Annotated in this window: 17 protein-coding genes; 7 read left to right on the forward strand and 10 right to left on the reverse strand. The window is 64.0% G+C overall.

Going from position 1 to position 16,596, the window contains the following annotated elements; genetic code table 11:
• Together rbbA and AC0CMF_RS03805 are read left to right on the forward strand one after the other, a co-directional pair.
• Entirely contained in the window at positions 1 to 2,766 is a 2,766-nt protein-coding gene (rbbA, locus tag AC0CMF_RS03800; RefSeq protein WP_374628234.1) for a ribosome-associated ATPase/putative transporter RbbA, read from the forward strand.
• 1 nt (position 2,767) lies between these two features.
• Positions 2,768 to 3,895: an ABC transporter permease gene (locus AC0CMF_RS03805; RefSeq protein WP_094461717.1), complete on the forward strand. Its 1,128-nt coding sequence runs from the start codon at positions 2,768 to 2,770 to the stop codon at positions 3,893 to 3,895.
• 253 nt (positions 3,896 to 4,148) lie between these two features.
• On the opposite strand, the gene ntrC is transcribed toward AC0CMF_RS03805, so the two are convergent.
• From ntrC to dusB, 3 genes are read right to left on the reverse strand one after another with little or no spacing between them, the layout of a single operon-like run.
• Positions 4,149 to 5,588, reverse strand: coding sequence for a nitrogen regulation protein NR(I) (gene ntrC / locus AC0CMF_RS03810; protein ID WP_019966316.1), 1,440 nt, complete (start codon positions 5,586 to 5,588; stop codon positions 4,149 to 4,151).
• Between the two features lie 2 nt (positions 5,589 to 5,590).
• On the reverse strand, positions 5,591 to 6,736 hold the full coding sequence (locus AC0CMF_RS03815) for a two-component system sensor histidine kinase NtrB (RefSeq protein WP_197717611.1): 1,146 nt from the start codon (positions 6,734 to 6,736) through the stop codon (positions 5,591 to 5,593).
• Positions 6,733 to 7,749, reverse strand: coding sequence for a tRNA dihydrouridine synthase DusB (dusB, locus tag AC0CMF_RS03820; protein WP_374628235.1), 1,017 nt, complete (start codon positions 7,747 to 7,749; stop codon positions 6,733 to 6,735). Before dusB ends, AC0CMF_RS03815 begins: the two co-directional genes overlap by 4 nt.
• Positions 7,750 to 7,966: 217 nt before the next feature.
• On the opposite strand from dusB, the gene ispD reads away from it, so the two are divergent.
• The 5 genes from ispD to AC0CMF_RS03845 all read left to right on the forward strand — a co-directional run bounded on the left by ispD (position 7,967) and on the right by AC0CMF_RS03845 (position 10,936).
• The gene (gene ispD, locus AC0CMF_RS03825) at positions 7,967 to 8,713 is read left to right on the forward strand and encodes a 2-C-methyl-D-erythritol 4-phosphate cytidylyltransferase (protein ID WP_374628236.1); all 747 of its coding nucleotides are present in this window, start codon (positions 7,967 to 7,969) and stop codon (positions 8,711 to 8,713) included.
• Between the two features lie 8 nt (positions 8,714 to 8,721).
• Entirely contained in the window at positions 8,722 to 9,234 is a 513-nt protein-coding gene (gene ispF / locus AC0CMF_RS03830) for a 2-C-methyl-D-erythritol 2,4-cyclodiphosphate synthase (RefSeq protein WP_162936357.1), read from the forward strand.
• 17 nt (positions 9,235 to 9,251) lie between these two features.
• A complete protein-coding gene (locus AC0CMF_RS03835) occupies positions 9,252 to 9,746 on the forward strand; it encodes a CinA family protein (protein WP_374628238.1) in 495 nt (164 codons plus the stop codon).
• A 67-nt stretch (positions 9,747 to 9,813) separates the two neighbouring features.
• Complete coding sequence (locus AC0CMF_RS03840; protein ID WP_157757177.1) at positions 9,814 to 10,308, forward strand: hypothetical protein; 495 nt, start codon at positions 9,814 to 9,816, stop codon at positions 10,306 to 10,308.
• A gap of 172 nt (positions 10,309 to 10,480) precedes the next feature.
• A complete protein-coding gene (locus AC0CMF_RS03845; protein ID WP_050471541.1) occupies positions 10,481 to 10,936 on the forward strand; it encodes a hypothetical protein in 456 nt (151 codons plus the stop codon).
• Here AC0CMF_RS03845 and AC0CMF_RS03850 read toward each other — a convergent pair.
• The 7 genes from AC0CMF_RS03850 to AC0CMF_RS03880 all read right to left on the reverse strand — a co-directional run bounded on the left by AC0CMF_RS03850 (position 10,923) and on the right by AC0CMF_RS03880 (position 16,583).
• Entirely contained in the window at positions 10,923 to 11,402 is a 480-nt protein-coding gene (locus tag AC0CMF_RS03850; protein ID WP_050471542.1) for a type II toxin-antitoxin system RatA family toxin, read from the reverse strand. The genes AC0CMF_RS03845 and AC0CMF_RS03850 overlap by 14 nt on opposite strands.
• Positions 11,403 to 11,459: 57 nt before the next feature.
• Positions 11,460 to 12,443: a lipoyl synthase gene (lipA, locus tag AC0CMF_RS03855; RefSeq protein WP_019966309.1), complete on the reverse strand. Its 984-nt coding sequence runs from the start codon at positions 12,441 to 12,443 to the stop codon at positions 11,460 to 11,462.
• A 54-nt stretch (positions 12,444 to 12,497) separates the two neighbouring features.
• On the reverse strand, positions 12,498 to 12,944 hold the full coding sequence (locus tag AC0CMF_RS03860; protein ID WP_050471543.1) for an acyl-CoA thioesterase: 447 nt from the start codon (positions 12,942 to 12,944) through the stop codon (positions 12,498 to 12,500).
• Positions 12,945 to 13,014: 70 nt separating this feature from the next.
• Complete coding sequence (locus tag AC0CMF_RS03865; RefSeq protein WP_050471544.1) at positions 13,015 to 13,251, reverse strand: GlsB/YeaQ/YmgE family stress response membrane protein; 237 nt, start codon at positions 13,249 to 13,251, stop codon at positions 13,015 to 13,017.
• Between the two features lie 79 nt (positions 13,252 to 13,330).
• Entirely contained in the window at positions 13,331 to 13,579 is a 249-nt protein-coding gene (locus AC0CMF_RS03870; protein ID WP_019966306.1) for a GlsB/YeaQ/YmgE family stress response membrane protein, read from the reverse strand.
• Between the two features lie 131 nt (positions 13,580 to 13,710).
• Complete coding sequence (gene lpdA / locus AC0CMF_RS03875) at positions 13,711 to 15,156, reverse strand: dihydrolipoyl dehydrogenase (protein ID WP_374628239.1); 1,446 nt, start codon at positions 15,154 to 15,156, stop codon at positions 13,711 to 13,713.
• 92 nt (positions 15,157 to 15,248) lie between these two features.
• A complete protein-coding gene (locus AC0CMF_RS03880) occupies positions 15,249 to 16,583 on the reverse strand; it encodes a pyruvate dehydrogenase complex dihydrolipoamide acetyltransferase (RefSeq protein ID WP_374628240.1) in 1,335 nt (444 codons plus the stop codon).
• Positions 16,584 to 16,596: the final 13 nt, after the last annotated feature.

Here is a 16,596-nt window from a genome sequence, read left to right on the forward strand (position 1 = left end):
ATGACACAGGCCCCCTTGCAGGCTTCGCCCGCTTCCACCGTGGCACGTCTGACCGGCGTGTCGCATCTCTACGGCAAGACACGGGCACTTGATGGGGTGACGCTCGCCCTGCCCGCAGGCGGCATGATCGGCCTTATCGGGCCGGATGGCGTCGGCAAGTCCACCCTTTTGGCCCTGCTGTCAGGCGCCCGCAAGATCCAGACGGGCACGGTGGAGGCGCTCGGCGGCGATATGGCCAATGCCCGCCACCGCCGCGCCGTGCTGCCACGCATAGCCTATATGCCGCAGGGCCTTGGCAAGAACCTCTACATGGACCTGACGGTCGCGGAGAACCTGGAGTTCTTCGGCCGCCTCTTTGGGCAGGACCGGCGGGAACGCCAGCGCCGCATTGCGGAGCTGACCGTTGCGACCGGCCTTGATCCCTTCCTTGACCGCCCGGCGGGGAAACTCTCCGGCGGCATGAAACAGAAACTCGGGCTGTGCTGCTCGCTCATTCACGATCCGGACCTGCTCATTCTGGATGAGCCGACCACGGGCGTTGATCCCCTGTCCCGCCGCCAGTTCTGGACGCTGATCGACACCATCCGCACATCGCGCCCCGGCATGACCGTGGTGGTGGCCACCGCCTATATGGACGAGGCGGAGCGTTTCGGCCATCTGGTGGCCATGCATGGCGGGAAAATACTGGCGGAAGGCAGCGCAGCGGACCTGAAGGAAAAAGGACAGGCCGCAACGCTGGAGGCCGCCTTCGTCAACCTGCTGCCGGAATACGCCAACCAGCCGCACCAGAGCCTCACCGTGCCGCCTTATGAAGGCAATGGCGAGGGTCCGGCCATCGTCGCGCAGGATCTGGTGCAGCGCTTCGGCAGTTTTACCGCCGTTGATCATGTCAGCTTCGAGATCCGGCGCGGCGAAATCTTCGGCTTTCTCGGGTCCAACGGCTGCGGCAAGTCCACCACCATGAAGATGCTGACCGGTCTGCTGCCGCCCAGCGAAGGCAAGGCCTGGCTCTTCGGCGAGGAGATCGATGCGCGCAACCTGAACACCCGCAAGCGCGTCGGCTACATGTCGCAGGCCTTCTCGCTTTATGGCGAGCTGACGGTGCGCCAGAACCTGACGCTGCATGCCCAGCTCTTCCATATGCCGGCAGCGGAAATCCCCGGCCGCGTCGATGAACTGCTGCAGACCTTCCGCCTGACGGATCATGCCGATGCCCTGCCCGGCTCCCTGCCCCTTGGCGTGCGCCAGCGCCTGTCTCTTGCCGTTGCCATTGTTCACCGGCCCGATGTGCTCATTCTCGATGAGCCGACCTCCGGCGTTGATCCGGTTGCCCGGGACGAGTTCTGGAGCCTCTTGATCGATCTGGCCCGCAAGGACCGGGTGACGATCTTCCTCAGCACCCATTTCATGAACGAAGGTGAGCGCTGCGACCGCATTTCCCTGATGCATGCGGGCAAGGTGCTGGCCTGCGGCGCGCCGGACGAGCTGGTGCGCAGCTACGGCGCCGCCACACTGGAAGAGGCCTTCATCAGCGCGCTTGAAGGCGCATCCGCTGCCGCGCAGCCGGCAACAGAGGCGCAGGCTCCACTGGCTGCGGCTATCGAGCCGCCCGCCAAGCCACAGAAGCGGCGGCAGGGCTTCCTGTCGAAGCGCCGCCTCATGGCCTATTCCCTGCGCGAGGCCAAGGAGTTGCGGCGCGATCCGGTGCGTCTTGCCGTGGCGCTGGCGGGCACCATGCTGCTGATGCTGGTCTTCGGTTACGGCATCACCACCGACGTGGACGATCTCACCTATGCGGTGCTGGACCATGACCGGACCCTTGAAAGCCGGCAATATGCCGAAAGCATGTCCGGCTCGCGCTACTTCAAGGAACAGGCGCCGCTCACCAGCGAAGCGGATATCCTGATGCGGATGCGCAGCGGCGATATTTCACTCGCCGTCGAAATTCCGCCAGGCTTCGGCAAGGCGCTGCTGCGCGGCGAGACACCGCAGATTGCCGCCACCATCGACGGCTCCATGCCGTTCCGGGCCAATACGATTGCAGGCTATGTCACGGGGCTGCATCAGTCCTACATCGCCGAGCAATACCGCCAGCGCTTCGGCGAGACCCCGGTCTTTGCCGCTGCCAGCATTGAACCGCGCTTCCGCTACAATCAGGACTTCAAGAGCATCAATGCCATCGCCCCTTCCGTGATGGCGCTGCTGCTGGTGTTCATCCCGGCGATCCTGACCGCCGTTTCGGTGGTGCGGGAAAAGGAGCTGGGCTCGATCACCAATCTCTATGTGACGCCAGTGACGCCGCTTGAGTTCCTGATGGGCAAGCAGCTTCCCTATGTGGCCATCGCCATGGTCAATTTCGCACTGATGATGCTGATGGCGACGGTTGTCTTCGGCGTGCCGGTGAAAGGCAGCCTGCTGGCGCTGACGGCGGGCGCCCTGCTCTATGTCTGTGCCACCACGGCCATCGGCCTGCTGTTCTCCACCTTCACCTCGACGCAGGTGGCCGCGATCTTCGGCACGGCCATCGGCACGGTTCTGCCCGCTGTGCAGTTCTCCGGCATGCTGCAGCCGGTCTCCTCGCTGACGGGCGCTGGTGCGGTGATCGGTTCGCTCTATCCGACCACCCATTTCATGACCATCAGCGTCGGCACCTTCACCAAGGGGCTGGGTTTTGCGGATCTCTCGGCGAATTTCTGGGCCTTGACCCCGGTTGCGCCGCTGGTGCTTGCCACCTGCGCCCTGCTTCTCCCGCGGCAGGAGCGCTGAGATGGACAGGCTTGCCAGTATTTTCCGGCTGGGACTGAAGGAACTGCAGAGCCTGCGGCGCGATCCGGTGCTGCTGATCCTCATTCTCTGGGCCTTCAGCGCCGGGGTCTATATGGCGGCCGACGGCATGCGCTCGGACCTCAACAACGTGGCCGTTGCCGTGGTCGATGAGGACCGCTCGCCCCTGTCCCGGCAGCTCATCGACACCCTGCGGCCGCCCGAATTCCGCAAGCCGGAGCTGATCAGCTTCGCCGAGATCGACCGTGGCCTCGACACGCAGGCCTATTCCTTCGTGCTGGTCATTCCGGAGCGGTTCGAGGCGGATGTGGTGCGCGGCAACACTCCGAAGATCCTGCTCAACATCGATGCCACAGCCATGATGCAGGCCGGAACGGGCGCCAATCACATCGCCCAGGCCTTTGCCCAGGAAATCGCCCGCTATCAGCACGGCCGGGGCATTGCGGCGGCGGCAATGCCGGTTGATCTCATCATCCGCTATGCCTTCAATCCGAACCTCACCAGCTCCTGGTTCTCGGCCATCATGGAGATCATCAACAACATCACCATGCTGACCGTGGTTCTGACCGGGGCCGCGGTGATGCGCGAGCGCGAGCATGGCACGCTGGAGCATCTGCTCTCCATGCCGCTGACGCCCTTCGAGATCATGATGGCCAAGGTGTGGGCCAATGGCCTCGTCATTCTCGTGGTGGCCGGGCTGTCGCTGAAGATCGTCATCGAGCAGCTTCTGGGCGTGCCGGTCGCCGGTTCCGTCGCCCTGTTCCTGAGCGGCACCGCCCTTTATCTCTTCTTTGCCTCGGCTCTGGGGATCCTGCTGGGCACCATCGCCCGGTCGATGCCGCAGTTCGGGCTGCTGTTCATCCTCACCATCCTGCCGATGAACCTCTTGTCCGGCGGCGAAACCCCGATCGAGAGCCAGCCGCTGATGCTGCGCACGCTGATGAGCGCGGTGCCCTCCACCCAGTTCGTCAGCATGGCGCAGGCGGTGCTCTACCGGGGGGCGGATTTCTGGATCGTCTGGCCGAAATTCGTTGCCATGACCCTCGTCGGCCTCCTCCTCTTCACCCTCGCCGCCATCCGCTTCCGCAAATCAATTGCGGCAGCGCATTGAGGGACTGCAGGAACGTTGCACACCCTCTCCATCGTCATCCCGGACGAAGCGAAGCGGAGATCCGGGACCGGTGAGCCAAGGCCCATCGATTGTGGTTCAGGGGACAACCAGCTTTCACCTCGGCTCACCGGTCCCGGATCGCGCGGGCGCGTCCGGGATGACGATGGAGAGGCAGGAAAACGCCTTTCCCCCAATTGATGACCCGGATGCCTGACGCATCCGGGCCTTCTTTCATGTCCCCTCGCCCAGCCCCTCAGCGGCTGGAGCGCATCACCTGGACGTCGAGATCGCGGATCTTCTTGCGCAGGGTGTTGCGGTTGACGCCGAGCAGTTCGGCCGCCTTGATCTGGTTGCCCCGCGTGGCGGCAAGGGCGGCGCTGATCAGCGGATATTCCACCTCCCGCAGGATGCGGTGATAGAGGCCCGGAGGCGGTAGGGCATCGCCGAAATTGGCGAAATAGGTGTTGAGATAGCGCTCGACCGCCTGACCGAGATTGATTTCGCCGGTGGGCTCCTCGATGGCGCTGGTGACGGCGGGCGTGCTCAGCTCCTGCTCGATCAGCCCCTCGCCGATGACATCCTGCGGATAGAGCGCGGCGAGACGCCGGACGAGGTTTTCCAGCTCGCGCACGTTGCCCGGCCAGCGGTAGCGGCGCAGCAGGTTCATCGCGGCCTGATCGATCTGCTTGGCCGGCAGGCCTTCCTTCTCGGCCAGCGCAAAGAAGTGGCGCACCAGATCCGGAATGTCCTCCACGCGCTCGCGCAGCGGCGGGAGGCGGATGGGCACCACGTTGAGGCGGAAGAACAGATCCTCGCGGAACAGGCCCTGATTGATCAGCTGACGCAGATCCTTGTTGGTGGCGGCGACGATGCGCACATCCGTCTTGATGGGCGTGCGCCCGCCGACGGTGGTGTATTCGCCCTGCTGCAGCACGCGCAAAAGCCGGGTCTGCGCTTCCATCGGCATGTCGCCGATTTCGTCCAGGAACAGCGTGCCGCCGTCCGCCTGTTCGAACCGGCCGGATGAGCGGGCCTGCGCGCCGGTGAAGGCGCCCTTCTCGTGGCCGAAGAGTTCCGCCTCGATCAGGTCACGCGGGATGGCGGCCATGTTGATGGCCACGAAAGGCCCATTGCGGCGCTTGCCGTAGTCATGCAGCGCGCGGGCCACCAGTTCCTTGCCGGTGCCGCTTTCGCCGTTGATCATGACCGTCAGGTCGGTCTGCATCAGACGGGCGAGCACCCGGTAGATTTCCTGCATGGCAGGCGAGCGGCCGACCAGCGGAATGGCCTCTCCCATGTCGTCCATTTCCGCCGGGCGGCGGGATTTGGGCTCCTCAAGGGCGCGGGCGATGATGCCGGTCAGTTCCTTGAGATCGAAGGGCTTGGGCAGATATTCGTAAGCACCCTTTTCCGAGGCGCGGATTGCCGTCATGAAGGTGTTCTGAGCACTCATGACGATGACCGGCAGGTCCGGCCGCAGCTTCTTGATGCGCGGCAGAACGTCGAAGATGTTCTCGTCCGGCATCACCACATCGGTGACCACCAGATCGCCGTCGCCGGAACTGACCCAGCGCCACAAGGTGGCCGCGTTGGACGTCAGGCGGACGGTGTAGCCGGCCCGGGACAGGGCCTGATTGAGCACGGTGCGGATGGCGGCATCGTCGTCTGCAACAAGAATGGTGCCGGTCGGCATGGTCAGGCGGTCCTGTCGCTGGAGGAGGTTTCAGGTTCGGTGAAGGCAGGCATCAGGATGCGGAAAACGGTGCGCCGGGGCGCGCTGTCGCATTCGATGAAGCCGCCGTGGTCGCTGATCATCTTGGCGACCAGCGCCAGGCCAAGGCCCGAGCCGTTGGTCTTGGTGGTGATGAAAGGCTCGAAAATATGCGGCATCAGGTCTTCCGGCACGCCGGGGCCGTTGTCCTTGACGCAGAATTCCAGCGGCAGGCTGACCTTTTCCGAGGTGCCGGGCACCGACAGGCGCACACCGGGACGGAAGGCGGTGGTGATGCGGATCTCGCCATCGGGATCATCGCCGATGGCTTCGCAGGCATTCTTCACCAGATTGAGGAACACCTGAACCAGCTGGTCGCGGTTGGCATAGACCGGCGGCAGCGACGGGTCATATTCCTCGATGATGCGTTTGCCGCGCCCGAAGCCCGTGTCCGCCAGCCGCTTCACGTGGTCCAGCACCACGTGGATATTGACCGGCTCGCGCTCGATCGGCCGTTCATCCGAGAAGACTTCCATCCGGTCGACGAGTTTCACGATCCGGTCGGTCTCGTCCATGATGAGGCGCGTCAGCGCCCGGTCATCCTCGCTGGCGGATTGTTCCAGCAGCTGGGCAGCGCCCCGGATGCCGGAGAGCGGGTTCTTGATCTCATGCGCCAGCATGGCGGCAAGGCCGGTGACGGTGCGGGCCGCCCCGCGCGAGGTCAGCTGGCGGTCGATCTTTTCCGCCATGCCCCTTTCCTGGAACATCAGCACCACCGCGCCGGGCCTCTCCACCACCGGGGCTGCGTGAATGTCCACCACCCGTTCGGCGCCGATGCGCGGCGAACCGATGTCCACCTTGTATTCGTTGACCGGAGCCCCGCGCTCGCGCACCTGCTCGATCAGGGTCAGGAGCGGGCTGCCGAAGGGCACGAAATAGTCAATCGTATGCCGCCGCAGGAAGGATACGGATGAGCGCAGGAAGATTTCGGCGGCCATGTTGGCGGCCTCGATCACTCCATCGGGAGCGACCAGAAGTACGGGGTGTGGCAAGGAGTCCAGAATGGTCGGGCCATCGGTGGCGAGGGCCTCGGTGCGTCCTTCCACGGATTTCGCAGACGGTCCTGTCATGCGGCGCTCCGTTGGGGTTGATCAGAAAACCAGGTGCGGACAAGCCGCGTGACGGTGGCGGGGCTGTCGCTGGTCAGGATTTCCTGACGCAGGGCGGCTGGCACATCGGCGGTCTGGTCCAGATACCAGCCCAGATGCTTGCGCGCGATGCGCCGGCCCAGCTCCAGCCCGTAAAGGGCGATGAGGGCGTCATAATGCTCCAGCGCCAGATCGCCGAGGGCGTCTCCCTCGGGCGCAGGCTGCGGCTCTGTGCCGTTGAGATGAGCGCCGATCTGCCCCGGCAGCCAGGGGCGGCCATAGGCACCGCGGCCAACCATCACCCCATCGGCGCCGGACTGGTCCAGCATCGTCTCCGCCGCCCCGATGGACACACAGTCGCCATTGGCAATGACGGGAATGCTGACAGCCTCGGACACGGCGCGGATCGCCTGCCAGTCGGCCTCACCCTTGTAGAACTGGTTGCGCGTGCGGCCATGCACGGTGACGAGTTGCACGCCCGCATCCTGTGCCCGGCGCGCCAGCTCCGGCGCGTTCATGCAGTCCCGGTCCCAGCCAAGGCGCATCTTCAGCGTCACCGGCACGGATACGGCCCCCACCGTCGCCTCGACCAGCGTCAGCGCATGGTCAAGATCGCGCATCAGAGCCGAGCCGGAATAGCCGGTGGTCACGCGCTTGGCCGGGCAGCCCATGTTGATGTCGATGATCGCAGCACCCGCAGCTTCCGCAATGCGGGCTGCTTCCGCCATCCAGTGCGGCTCGCGGCCAGCCAGCTGCACCACATGCAGATCCAGCCCCTCGCCTTCCGCCCGGGTGCGGGTTTCGGCATCGCCTTCCACCAGCTGTTCGCAAGCCACCATCTCGGACACGACAAGTCCCGCACCGAAGCGCGCCGCCAGTTTGCGGAAGGGCAGATCCGACACACCGGACATGGGCGCAAGAAAGGCCCGGTTCGCCAGAACGTGCGGACCGATCGTCAGGGAACTCTCAAAACGTGCAGCTGCAGGTGTGCTCATATCGTGTGCATATCTCGATTTGCCTACACATTAGACATTTTTTGCATTGCGGCAAGGGACAAGTTGTAACAGCTTCTGAAAATGAGTTGAGAACAACCCCGGAAAACCCTTAAGAGACAGGCACGAAACGCGGCCTGCCTCAAAACTGTCCATATGCGGCGGCTGGCGGTCCTGATTGCCCCGGCGCATGAGGCGGCGCCACCAGCGGAAACCCTCGATGACGCGCAAGACATCTGCCCTGATCGTCGCTGCCGGACGCGGAACGCGTCTCGCCGATCCACAGGACAGGTGCCCCAAGCAATATCTGACCCTCGACGACCGGCCCATGCTGGCCTGGACGCTGGAGGCCATTCTGCAAAGCCCGCATGTGGCTGATGCGCTTGTCGTGATCCATGCCGATGATGGCGGCCTCTATGAAGCATCGCTGGCGGCAGTGCAACCGGCCATGCGCGAAAGAATTCTGCCGCCCGCCATCGGCGGCGCCACCCGTCAGGCGTCCGTGCATGCCGGGCTTGAGGCGCTCGCCTCCCGGCCGGAAGAGCACGTTCCTGCACATGTGCTGGTGCATGATGCCGCCCGTCCCTTCCTGATGGCCGTCACACTTGAACGCATGACGGCCGCCCTTCAGGCCGGAGAACAGGCCGTGCTGGCCGCCCTGCCCGTGCATGACACGCTGAAGCGCGCCGGGCCGGATGGTTATGCCACCGGAACCGTGGACCGCAGCGGATTGTGGGCCGCCCAGACACCGCAGGGCTTTGCCTTCGAGCCTCTGCTCGGAGCGCACCGCAAGGCCGCCGTTCTGGGTCAGGACCATTTCACCGACGACACATCCCTGGCCGAATGGGCAGGCCTGCGCGTGCAGCTGGTGGAAGGGGCGGCCGAAACCTTCAAGGTGACAACCCGCGCGGACCTTGACCGGGCGCGCGCCATGGCCGTGCTTCTGCGCCGGCCTCAAAGCGAATAGGAGCCAGCATGAAGCCCTGGTCTGAACTGCCGGATATCCGCACCGGCAACGGCTATGACGTGCATGCCTTTGAGGATGGCGATGCGGTCATTCTCGGCGGCATTGCCATTCCCTTCCACAAGCGCCTCAAGGGCCACTCCGATGCGGACGTGGCGCTGCATGCGCTCACCGATGCCATTCTGGGTGCCATTGCCGACAAGGACATCGGCGGCCATTTCCCGCCCTCCGACCCGCAGTGGAAGGGCGCGTCCTCGGACCGGTTCCTGCAGCACGCCCTGTCGCTCGTGGCCGCCCGCGGCGGGCGGGTGGCGCATCTGGATGTGACCATCGTCTGCGAAGCGCCGAAGATCGGCCCGGTGCGCGACGATATGCGGCGCAGCATCGCTGCCATCTGCTCCCTGCCGGTCGAGCGGATTTCGGTGAAAGCGACCACCTCGGAAGAACTCGGCTTCACCGGCCGGCGCGAAGGCATCGCCGCTCTTGCCACGGCAACGGTCCGTCTGCCAGATTTGGGGGACTGAACCCTCCGAAGGCTTCGATGACCGATCTGACGCAATTGCGGCCGCAGGCCGAGGCGCTTGTCCTGAAGCTGAAAAGCAAGGGGCTGATGATGGCGGCGGCCGAGTCCTGCACCGGCGGCCTTGTCTGTGCGCTGGTGACGGAGATTGCCGGATCTTCCGCTGTGCTGGACCGGGGTTTCGTCACCTATTCCAATGAAGCGAAGATGGACATGCTGGGCGTGCCGGCAGAGGTGCTTGCCCGCGTGGGCGCCGTCAGCGAAGAAACGGCCCGGGCCATGGCGGAAGGGGCTCTGTCTCACTCACGTGCAGATGTGGCTGTCGCCATAACGGGCATCGCCGGCCCCAGCGGTGGCTCAGCGGAAAAGCCGGTGGGCCTCGTCCATTTTGCAGCCGCAGGTAAAGGTAAGCAGACACGGCATCTGGCCTGCCAGTTCGGAGACCAGGGCCGGGACGGGGTCCGCGTGCTCGCTGCAGCGACAGCATTGGATATTCTGTCAAATTTGATAGACTGACAGAAGAGAATATCAAGACGGCTATACTATATCGTGGCACTTGTGCTGAGCCTGCGCATCTGCTGGCTTGGCGCTGACAACGGGGCAGGTTGTTATGCGCGTCTTGATTTTTCTAACGGGAATTCTCGCAACCGTTCTTCCGGCTCAAGCCGAGGAAGTGGTGAAAGCGGGAGATTTCTATCTCATCTCGCGGCAGGTCGATGGCACGTTTCACGGCAGCCATCAGGTGCTTGAAGAGCAGGCGGCTGGCTATGTCGCCGTCGCTTACTGCGGCCGCAGGGTTTGGGTCCGGCCCAAGTCGGTGGCCTGGAGCCTGATCGAAGTTGAGAACAAGCGCGTCGTCGGTCTTGAATACAGCAATGGACGCGGCTGGGTGGAGGTCTGCGCCAAGGCCGAGAAACATGTCTCCATGGCGGATATTGGCAGTGACGAGGACCCGCTGGTGGTCAGCAACGACACACCGGCCGCGATGACACCGCCGGGCAGCAAATTGTCTCGGATCAGCGAAGCTTTTGCCAACAAGTCCGGCGGCAAGCCCAAGGGCACGTACCATCAGCAGTAACACTTATTCCTCGGAAAACAGCGCCTCTGAGCACACCGATCCGCAAGGTTGACGCAGGATTGACTTGATATTGCCTCCTTTGCAGGCAAAACTTCTAGTCGCAAAAAGTGACAGGCAGGTCGGCGCAACCTGCAGGCGACCATAAGCCTGGCTCAACACAGGGAATTGTGCCGTGGCAACCCTCGCTGGTGTTCTTCTGGTGGTTTTTATTGCAGTCAGCGTCCTGCCGGTGACGGCGGTGGCCCAGACTGCAGCACAAACGGCCGGACAGCCGCAGGCCGCAGAATTTCATATCATCTCCAGAGACAATGGCCGCTTCCGCGGCAGCCACGTGGTGCTTCGCCGGGAACAGCAGGGTTTCATGGCCGTGGAGTATTGCGGCTCGCAATTCTGGGTCCGCCCCACCACCGTCGCCTGGACGCAGAAAGAGGCAAACGACGGCTTTGAACTCAATCTGGAGAGCAACGCCAACGGCCGCTGGCAGGCTGTCTGCCGCAACCCGCAACTGCATGTCACGGTTCAGGACCTGAACCTGCCGGCCCATGTGGAGCGGAGCCTGACCGGCGAGGCCCCTCCTCCACGGGAGTTCAGGTTCCAGGAGATACGCCGGGCCTTTACCGGGCGGTGACCGGAAGCCCGGCCTTGCGGCCATAGACCTCATCGGCCCGCGCCTCGAAGGCGGAGGCAAACTTGCGGAAGGCCATGTCGAACATGGCGCCCATCAGGGCTGCAAAAGTCCGGCTCTTGAAATCATAGGAAATGAAGAAACCGACGCTGCAGCCGCCATTTTCAAGCGGCTGGAAGGTCCAGCGGTTCTCCAGATGCTGGAACGGGCCGTCCAGATACTCCACGAGGATCTGGTTCTTCGGCCTGTCCAGCACCACGCGGCTGGTGAAGGTTTCCTTGAACAGCTTGTAGGCGACCGTCATGTCGGCCACCAGAACCTCGCGCGTTTCATCCAGCGGCTTGCGTCCGCGGATCACGAGGCTTTGGCACAGGGGCACAAACTGGGGATACTTCTCCACATCGGCAACAAGGTCGAACATGTCGCTGGCGCTGTGGGCCACGTCCCGGCTCGATTCAAATGACGGCATGTAAGTCTCTTCATGCGCCCGGCAGGAGCGGTGCAGCCGCCGGCGCGGTTCTTTGTGTCAATGGCCGAGCTTTGCAGCGCGTGCGGCCCTCAGGTCAGCAAAATCCTCGCCCGCATGATGGGAGGAGCGGGTCAGGGGGCTGGCCGACACCTTCAGGAAGCCCTTGGCATAGGCGATCTTTTCATAGGCCTTGAACTCTTCCGGCGTCACGAAGGACAGCACCGGATGATGCTTCTTCGAGGGCTGCAGATACTGGCCGATGGTGAGGAAGTCCACGTCCGCCGTCCGCAGGTCATCCATCAGCTGAAGCACTTCGTTGCGCTCCTCGCCGAGGCCGACCATGATGCCGGACTTGGTGAACATGGTGGGATCCAGCTCCTTCACCCGCTGCAGCAGGCGGATGGAGTGGAAATAACGGGCGCCGGGGCGCACCTTCAGATACTTCGACGGCACCGTTTCCAGATTGTGGTTGAACACATCCGGCTTGGCCTTCACGACGATCTCCAGCGCGCCTTCCTTGCGCAGGAAGTCCGGCGTCAGCACCTCGATGGTGGTCTTCGGCGCCTTGGCGCGGATCGCGGCGATCACATCGGCGAAATGGTTCGCGCCGCCGTCATCCAGATCATCCCGGTCCACCGAGGTGATGACGACATGCTCAAGCCCCATGGTGGCAACCGCCGTGGCGATTCCTTCCGGCTCGTTCTTGTCCACCGCCCCCGGCATGCCGGTGCGCACGTTGCAGAAGGCACAGGCGCGGGTGCAGGTATCACCGAGGATCATGAAGCTTGCGTGCTTCTTCGACCAGCATTCGCCGATGTTCGGGCAGCCGGCTTCCTCGCACACGGTGACGAGCTTGTTCTCGCGCACCACCTGATGGGTCTCGCGGTAGACCGGCGACGTCGGCGCCTTGACGCGAATCCACGCAGGTTTGCGGGCGACCGGATTGTCGGGCCTGTGGGCCTTTTCCGGATGCCGGGGCTTCGCGTCGTCTGCGCTCTGCGCGGGAGCCGGACGGTTCAGGGTGTCGAGGATCGTTACCATGGCATCCAAATGTCGTGAGCAGCGCCGAAGGTCAAGTGCCTCTTTGCCGCGGTGTCATGCGTTTTCGGAAGATCCGCTCAGCGCAGCAAAGCGGGCGGCGGTTTGCTGCGAAAGCGGACGGGATTTGCGGGTGGCTTCATCCATCTGCACCACCACGGACACTGCCCGCGCCACACAGGCGCCATTCTGGAACAGGGCCTGCTCCAGCGTGATGGAGCTGCGGCCAACCGCCTTGACCCGCGTGCCGGTCACCACCGTGCCCGGCCATGTGACTTCGGCCAGAAAATCCAGCTCAAGCCGGGCAATGACGAAGGCTGCCCCCTCCTCCTCAAGGCCTTGCTGCGATGCGCCGGCGCCATAAAGCGCTTCGACGCGGCCGGTTTCAAGGAATGTGGAGAAGACGGCATTGTTGACATGGCCCTGACGGTCCGTGTCGCCATAGCGCAGCTTGTCCTCGCTGTGCAGCGGAAAGTCTTCCAGACCTGGCAGATCACCCCGCATGATGCCCCCTTCCCTTCGCCTTCATCCTGTGGCGCCAGTTTCCTGTGGCGCCCCTATCCCGTCGCGCCTGTCAGCGCCCTCTGATCTTGCGCCAGACGAACAGGAACAGAATGGCTCCGACCGTCGCCACAACCAGCTGGTCGATGAAGCCACCAGTCAGGTTGAGCCGCAGCATTTCGGCCAGCTTGCCGCCGACGAGCGCGCCGATCAGGCCGACGATGAGTGAACCAAGGAACCCGCCCCGGCTGTCCAGCACCCGGTGGGCGATGGCGCCCGCCAGAAGCCCGATGATGATCCAGAAAATCATGCGTTCTGCCTCCCCTGCTTCCGGCGCTGCCGCCGGAAGCGCTGAGTTGCTCCGGGATACCGTCCGCTCAAACCCGTATTCAGGCGAGTATGCGGGCGACGAAGACCACCACGACCGCGCCGATGGCCGCTACGGCAATCTCGTTGGCGATGGCATTGCCGAGGTTCAGAGAAAACCCGAAGTAATGCATCAGAAAGCCGCCAACGACGGCACCGGCAAGACCGGTCAGGATGTAGCGGATCAACCCGCCGCCGCCAGTGATGAAGCTGGCGATCCACCCGGCGACAAGGCCAATCAGCGCCCAGATGATCACGGTCTGAAGTGTCATGATGCAGTCTCCCTATTGACGTGCTGCCTTATCAACACTGAAGACACCATCGCGGTTCCGCAAGAGGCCTGTCTGGCTGAAATGCCAAGAGGGCCGCACCTCTTGCGAAGGGCGGCCCCGCGGGACTTGCGTCAGGCGTTCAGCGCCCGCCCGTAGGCGTCCAGAACGCTTTCCTTCATCATTTCCGACAGGGTCGGATGCGGGAAGATCGTGTGCATCAGATCTTCCTCGGTGGTTTCGAGGTTCATCGCCACCACGAAGCCCTGGATCAGCTCGGTCACTTCCGTGCCGACCATGTGGGCACCCAGCAGTTCGCCGGTCTTCTTGTCGAAGATGGTCTTGATGAGGCCGTTGTCCTCACCCAGAGCAATCGCCTTGCCGTTGGCGGCAAAGGAGAAGCGGCCGACGCGGATGTCGCGGCCCTGTTCCTTGGCCTTGGCTTCGGTCAGGCCGACAGAGGCGACCTGCGGGTTGCAGTAGGTGCAGCCCGGGATCTTGCCCTTGTCCATGGCATGAACGCCCGGCAGGCCTGCGATCTTCTCGATGCAGATGACGCCTTCGTGCTCGGCCTTGTGGGCGAGCATCGGGGGGCCGGCCACGTCACCGATGGCATAGAGCCCCGGAACGTTGGTCTTGCCGTAGCCGTCGATGACGACGCAGCCGCGGTCGGTCTTCACGCCAAGCGCCTCAAGGCCGAGGTTCTCGATGTTGCCCTGCACGCCGACAGCGGAAATCAGGCGGTCAGCGGTGATCTGGGTCACCTTGCCGTCCTTGGTCTCCACATGGGCGGTGATGGAATTGGCGCCCTTCTCGACCTTGGCAACCTTGGCCTCGGTCAGGATCTTCATGCCGCGCTTCTCCAGCGCCTTGCGGGCGATTGCCGAGATTTCGGCATCTTCCACCGGCATGATCTGGGACATGACTTCGACGACGGTCACATCCACACCCATGGAGCGGTAGAAGGACGCGAATTCGATGCCGATGGCGCCCGAGCCCATGACGACCAGCGACTTCGGCATGAGGTCCGGCTTCATCGCCTCGAAATAGGTCCAGATCAGCTTGCCATCCGGCTCGATTCCCGGCAGCGCGCGCGGGCGGGCGCCGGTGGCGATGATGATGTGCTTGGCCGTGTAGGTGCCTTCGCCCTTCACGCCCTTGGGCGCGGGGTGCTGCGGCTCGACGGCAGGCTTGGAAGACTTGCCGACGACGATTTCACCCGGCTTGGTGAGCTTGGCTTCACCCCAGACGACGTCGATCTTGTTCTTCTTCATCAGGAAGCCGACGCCGCCGTTGAGGCGGGCCGAAACGCCGCGCGAACGGGCGACCACGTCCTTGATGTCAGCGGTCATCTTGCCTTCCAGCTTCAGCCCGTAGGACTTGGCATGGTTGGCGTGATCGAGAATTTCAGCGGAGCGCAGCAGCGCCTTGGTCGGAATGCAGCCCCAGTTGAGGCAGATGCCGCCCAGATGCTCGCGCTCGACAATGGCAGTCTTGAAGCCGAGCTGGGCCGCACGGATCGCGGTCACATAACCGCCGGGGCCCGACCCGATGATGAGGACGTCATAGCTATCGGCCATGGATGTTCCCTCGCCTTTGTTTCGCAAGAATGTCGCGTTCTGTTTTCAAGACAGAAAGGCCCCGGACCTGCCGGGGCCTCGCTGAGGGTCACTCAGACCAGCATGCTCATCGGGTTCTCGATGTAGCCCTTGAAGGCGCCGAGAAGTTCCGCGCCCAGAGCGCCGTCCACGCAGCGGTGGTCGGTGGAGAGCGTTACCGTCATGACGGTGGCCACAGCCAGCGCGCCATTCCTGACGACAGGACGCTGCTCGCCCGCGCCGACTGCCAGAATGGTGGCATGCGGCGGGTTGACCACGGCCGAGAAGCTCTTCACGCCCATCATGCCCATGTTGGACACGGCGGTGGTGCCGCCCTGGTACTCTTCCGGCTTCAGCTTGCGGTCCTTGGCGCGCTGGCCCAGATCCTTCATCTCGTTGGATATGGTGGACAGGGCCTTCTGCTCTGCGCTGCGGATGATCGGGGTGATCAGACCGCCCGGGATCGACACGGCGACGCCGACATCGGCGTGCTTGTGCTTGACCATGGCATCGTCCGTCCACGAGACGTTCGCATCCGGCACATCGCGCAGGGCCAGAGCCATGGCCTTGATGACCATGTCATTGACCGAGAGCTTGTAGGCCGGCTTGCCGTCCTTGGACTTCGGAGCCGCGTCGTTGAGCTGGGCGCGCAGGGCCAGAAGCGCGTCGAGTTCGCAGTCGAGCGACACATAGAAGTGCGGGATCGTCTGCTTGGACTCGGTGAGGCGCTTGGCGATGGTCTTGCGCATGCCGTCATGCGGCACCAGCTCGTAGGAGCCTTCGGCGAAGAGCTTGAGCACCTGCTCCTTGGAGGGACCGGCGGGCGCTGCAGCGGCAGCGGCCTTCGGAGCCTCGGCAGGAGCGGCGGCAGCAGCCGGAGCTGCCTTGCCGGTGCCGGACTTCAGCGCGGCTTCAATGTCGCGCTGGACGATACGGCCATGCGGGCCGGAGCCTGCGATCGCCTTGAGGTCCAGACCGTTCTGCGACGCCAGACGCCGGGCAAGCGGCGAGGCAAAGATGCGCTCGCCCGATGCACTGACCGGAGCCGGACCGGCAGCAGCCGGCGCGGAAGCGGCCGGAGCAGCAGCGGCTTCAGCCTTGGCCGGAGCGGCTTCCGCCTTGGCGGGTGCAGCGGCCGGAGCGGCAGCGGCAGCAGATGCGTCCTCGCCTTCACCGGCGAGCACGGCGATCAGGGTGTTGACCTTGACGCCCTGCGTCCCGGCGGCGACCACGATCTTGGCGACCGTGCCCTCGTCCACGGCTTCCACTTCCATGGTCGCCTTGTCGGTTTCGATCTCGGCGATCACGTCGCCGGGAGAAACCTTGTCACCTTCCTTCACCAGCCACTTGGCCAGGTTGCCCTCTTCCATGGTGGGAGAGAGGGCCGGCATTGTGATGTTGATCGGCATTGCGGCCTCCCTC

This window comes from Pannonibacter sp. CBAS1226 (assembly GCF_055685825.1).

What these genes read in the sequence shown, in the direction of transcription:
- rbbA (WP_374628234.1), top strand. Translation starts at nt 1, where the DNA reads ATGACACAGGCCCCCTTGCAGGCTTCGCCCGCTTCCACCGTGGCACGT.
- AC0CMF_RS03805 (WP_094461717.1), top strand. Translation starts at nt 2,768, where the DNA reads ATGGACAGGCTTGCCAGTATTTTCCGGCTGGGACTGAAGGAACTGCAG.
- ntrC (WP_019966316.1), bottom strand. Translation starts at nt 5,588, where the DNA reads ATGCCGACCGGCACCATTCTTGTTGCAGACGACGATGCCGCCATCCGC.
- AC0CMF_RS03815 (WP_197717611.1), bottom strand. Translation starts at nt 6,736, where the DNA reads ATGACAGGACCGTCTGCGAAATCCGTGGAAGGACGCACCGAGGCCCTC.
- dusB (WP_374628235.1), bottom strand. Translation starts at nt 7,749, where the DNA reads ATGAGCACACCTGCAGCTGCACGTTTTGAGAGTTCCCTGACGATCGGT.
- ispD (WP_374628236.1), top strand. Translation starts at nt 7,967, where the DNA reads ATGACGCGCAAGACATCTGCCCTGATCGTCGCTGCCGGACGCGGAACG.
- ispF (WP_162936357.1), top strand. Translation starts at nt 8,722, where the DNA reads ATGAAGCCCTGGTCTGAACTGCCGGATATCCGCACCGGCAACGGCTAT.
- AC0CMF_RS03835 (WP_374628238.1), top strand. Translation starts at nt 9,252, where the DNA reads ATGACCGATCTGACGCAATTGCGGCCGCAGGCCGAGGCGCTTGTCCTG.
- AC0CMF_RS03850 (WP_050471542.1), bottom strand. Translation starts at nt 11,402, where the DNA reads ATGCCGTCATTTGAATCGAGCCGGGACGTGGCCCACAGCGCCAGCGAC.
- lipA (WP_019966309.1), bottom strand. Translation starts at nt 12,443, where the DNA reads ATGGTAACGATCCTCGACACCCTGAACCGTCCGGCTCCCGCGCAGAGC.
- AC0CMF_RS03860 (WP_050471543.1), bottom strand. Translation starts at nt 12,944, where the DNA reads ATGCGGGGTGATCTGCCAGGTCTGGAAGACTTTCCGCTGCACAGCGAG.
- AC0CMF_RS03865 (WP_050471544.1), bottom strand. Translation starts at nt 13,251, where the DNA reads ATGATTTTCTGGATCATCATCGGGCTTCTGGCGGGCGCCATCGCCCAC.
- AC0CMF_RS03870 (WP_019966306.1), bottom strand. Translation starts at nt 13,579, where the DNA reads ATGACACTTCAGACCGTGATCATCTGGGCGCTGATTGGCCTTGTCGCC.
- lpdA (WP_374628239.1), bottom strand. Translation starts at nt 15,156, where the DNA reads ATGGCCGATAGCTATGACGTCCTCATCATCGGGTCGGGCCCCGGCGGT.
- AC0CMF_RS03880 (WP_374628240.1), bottom strand. Translation starts at nt 16,583, where the DNA reads ATGCCGATCAACATCACAATGCCGGCCCTCTCTCCCACCATGGAAGAG.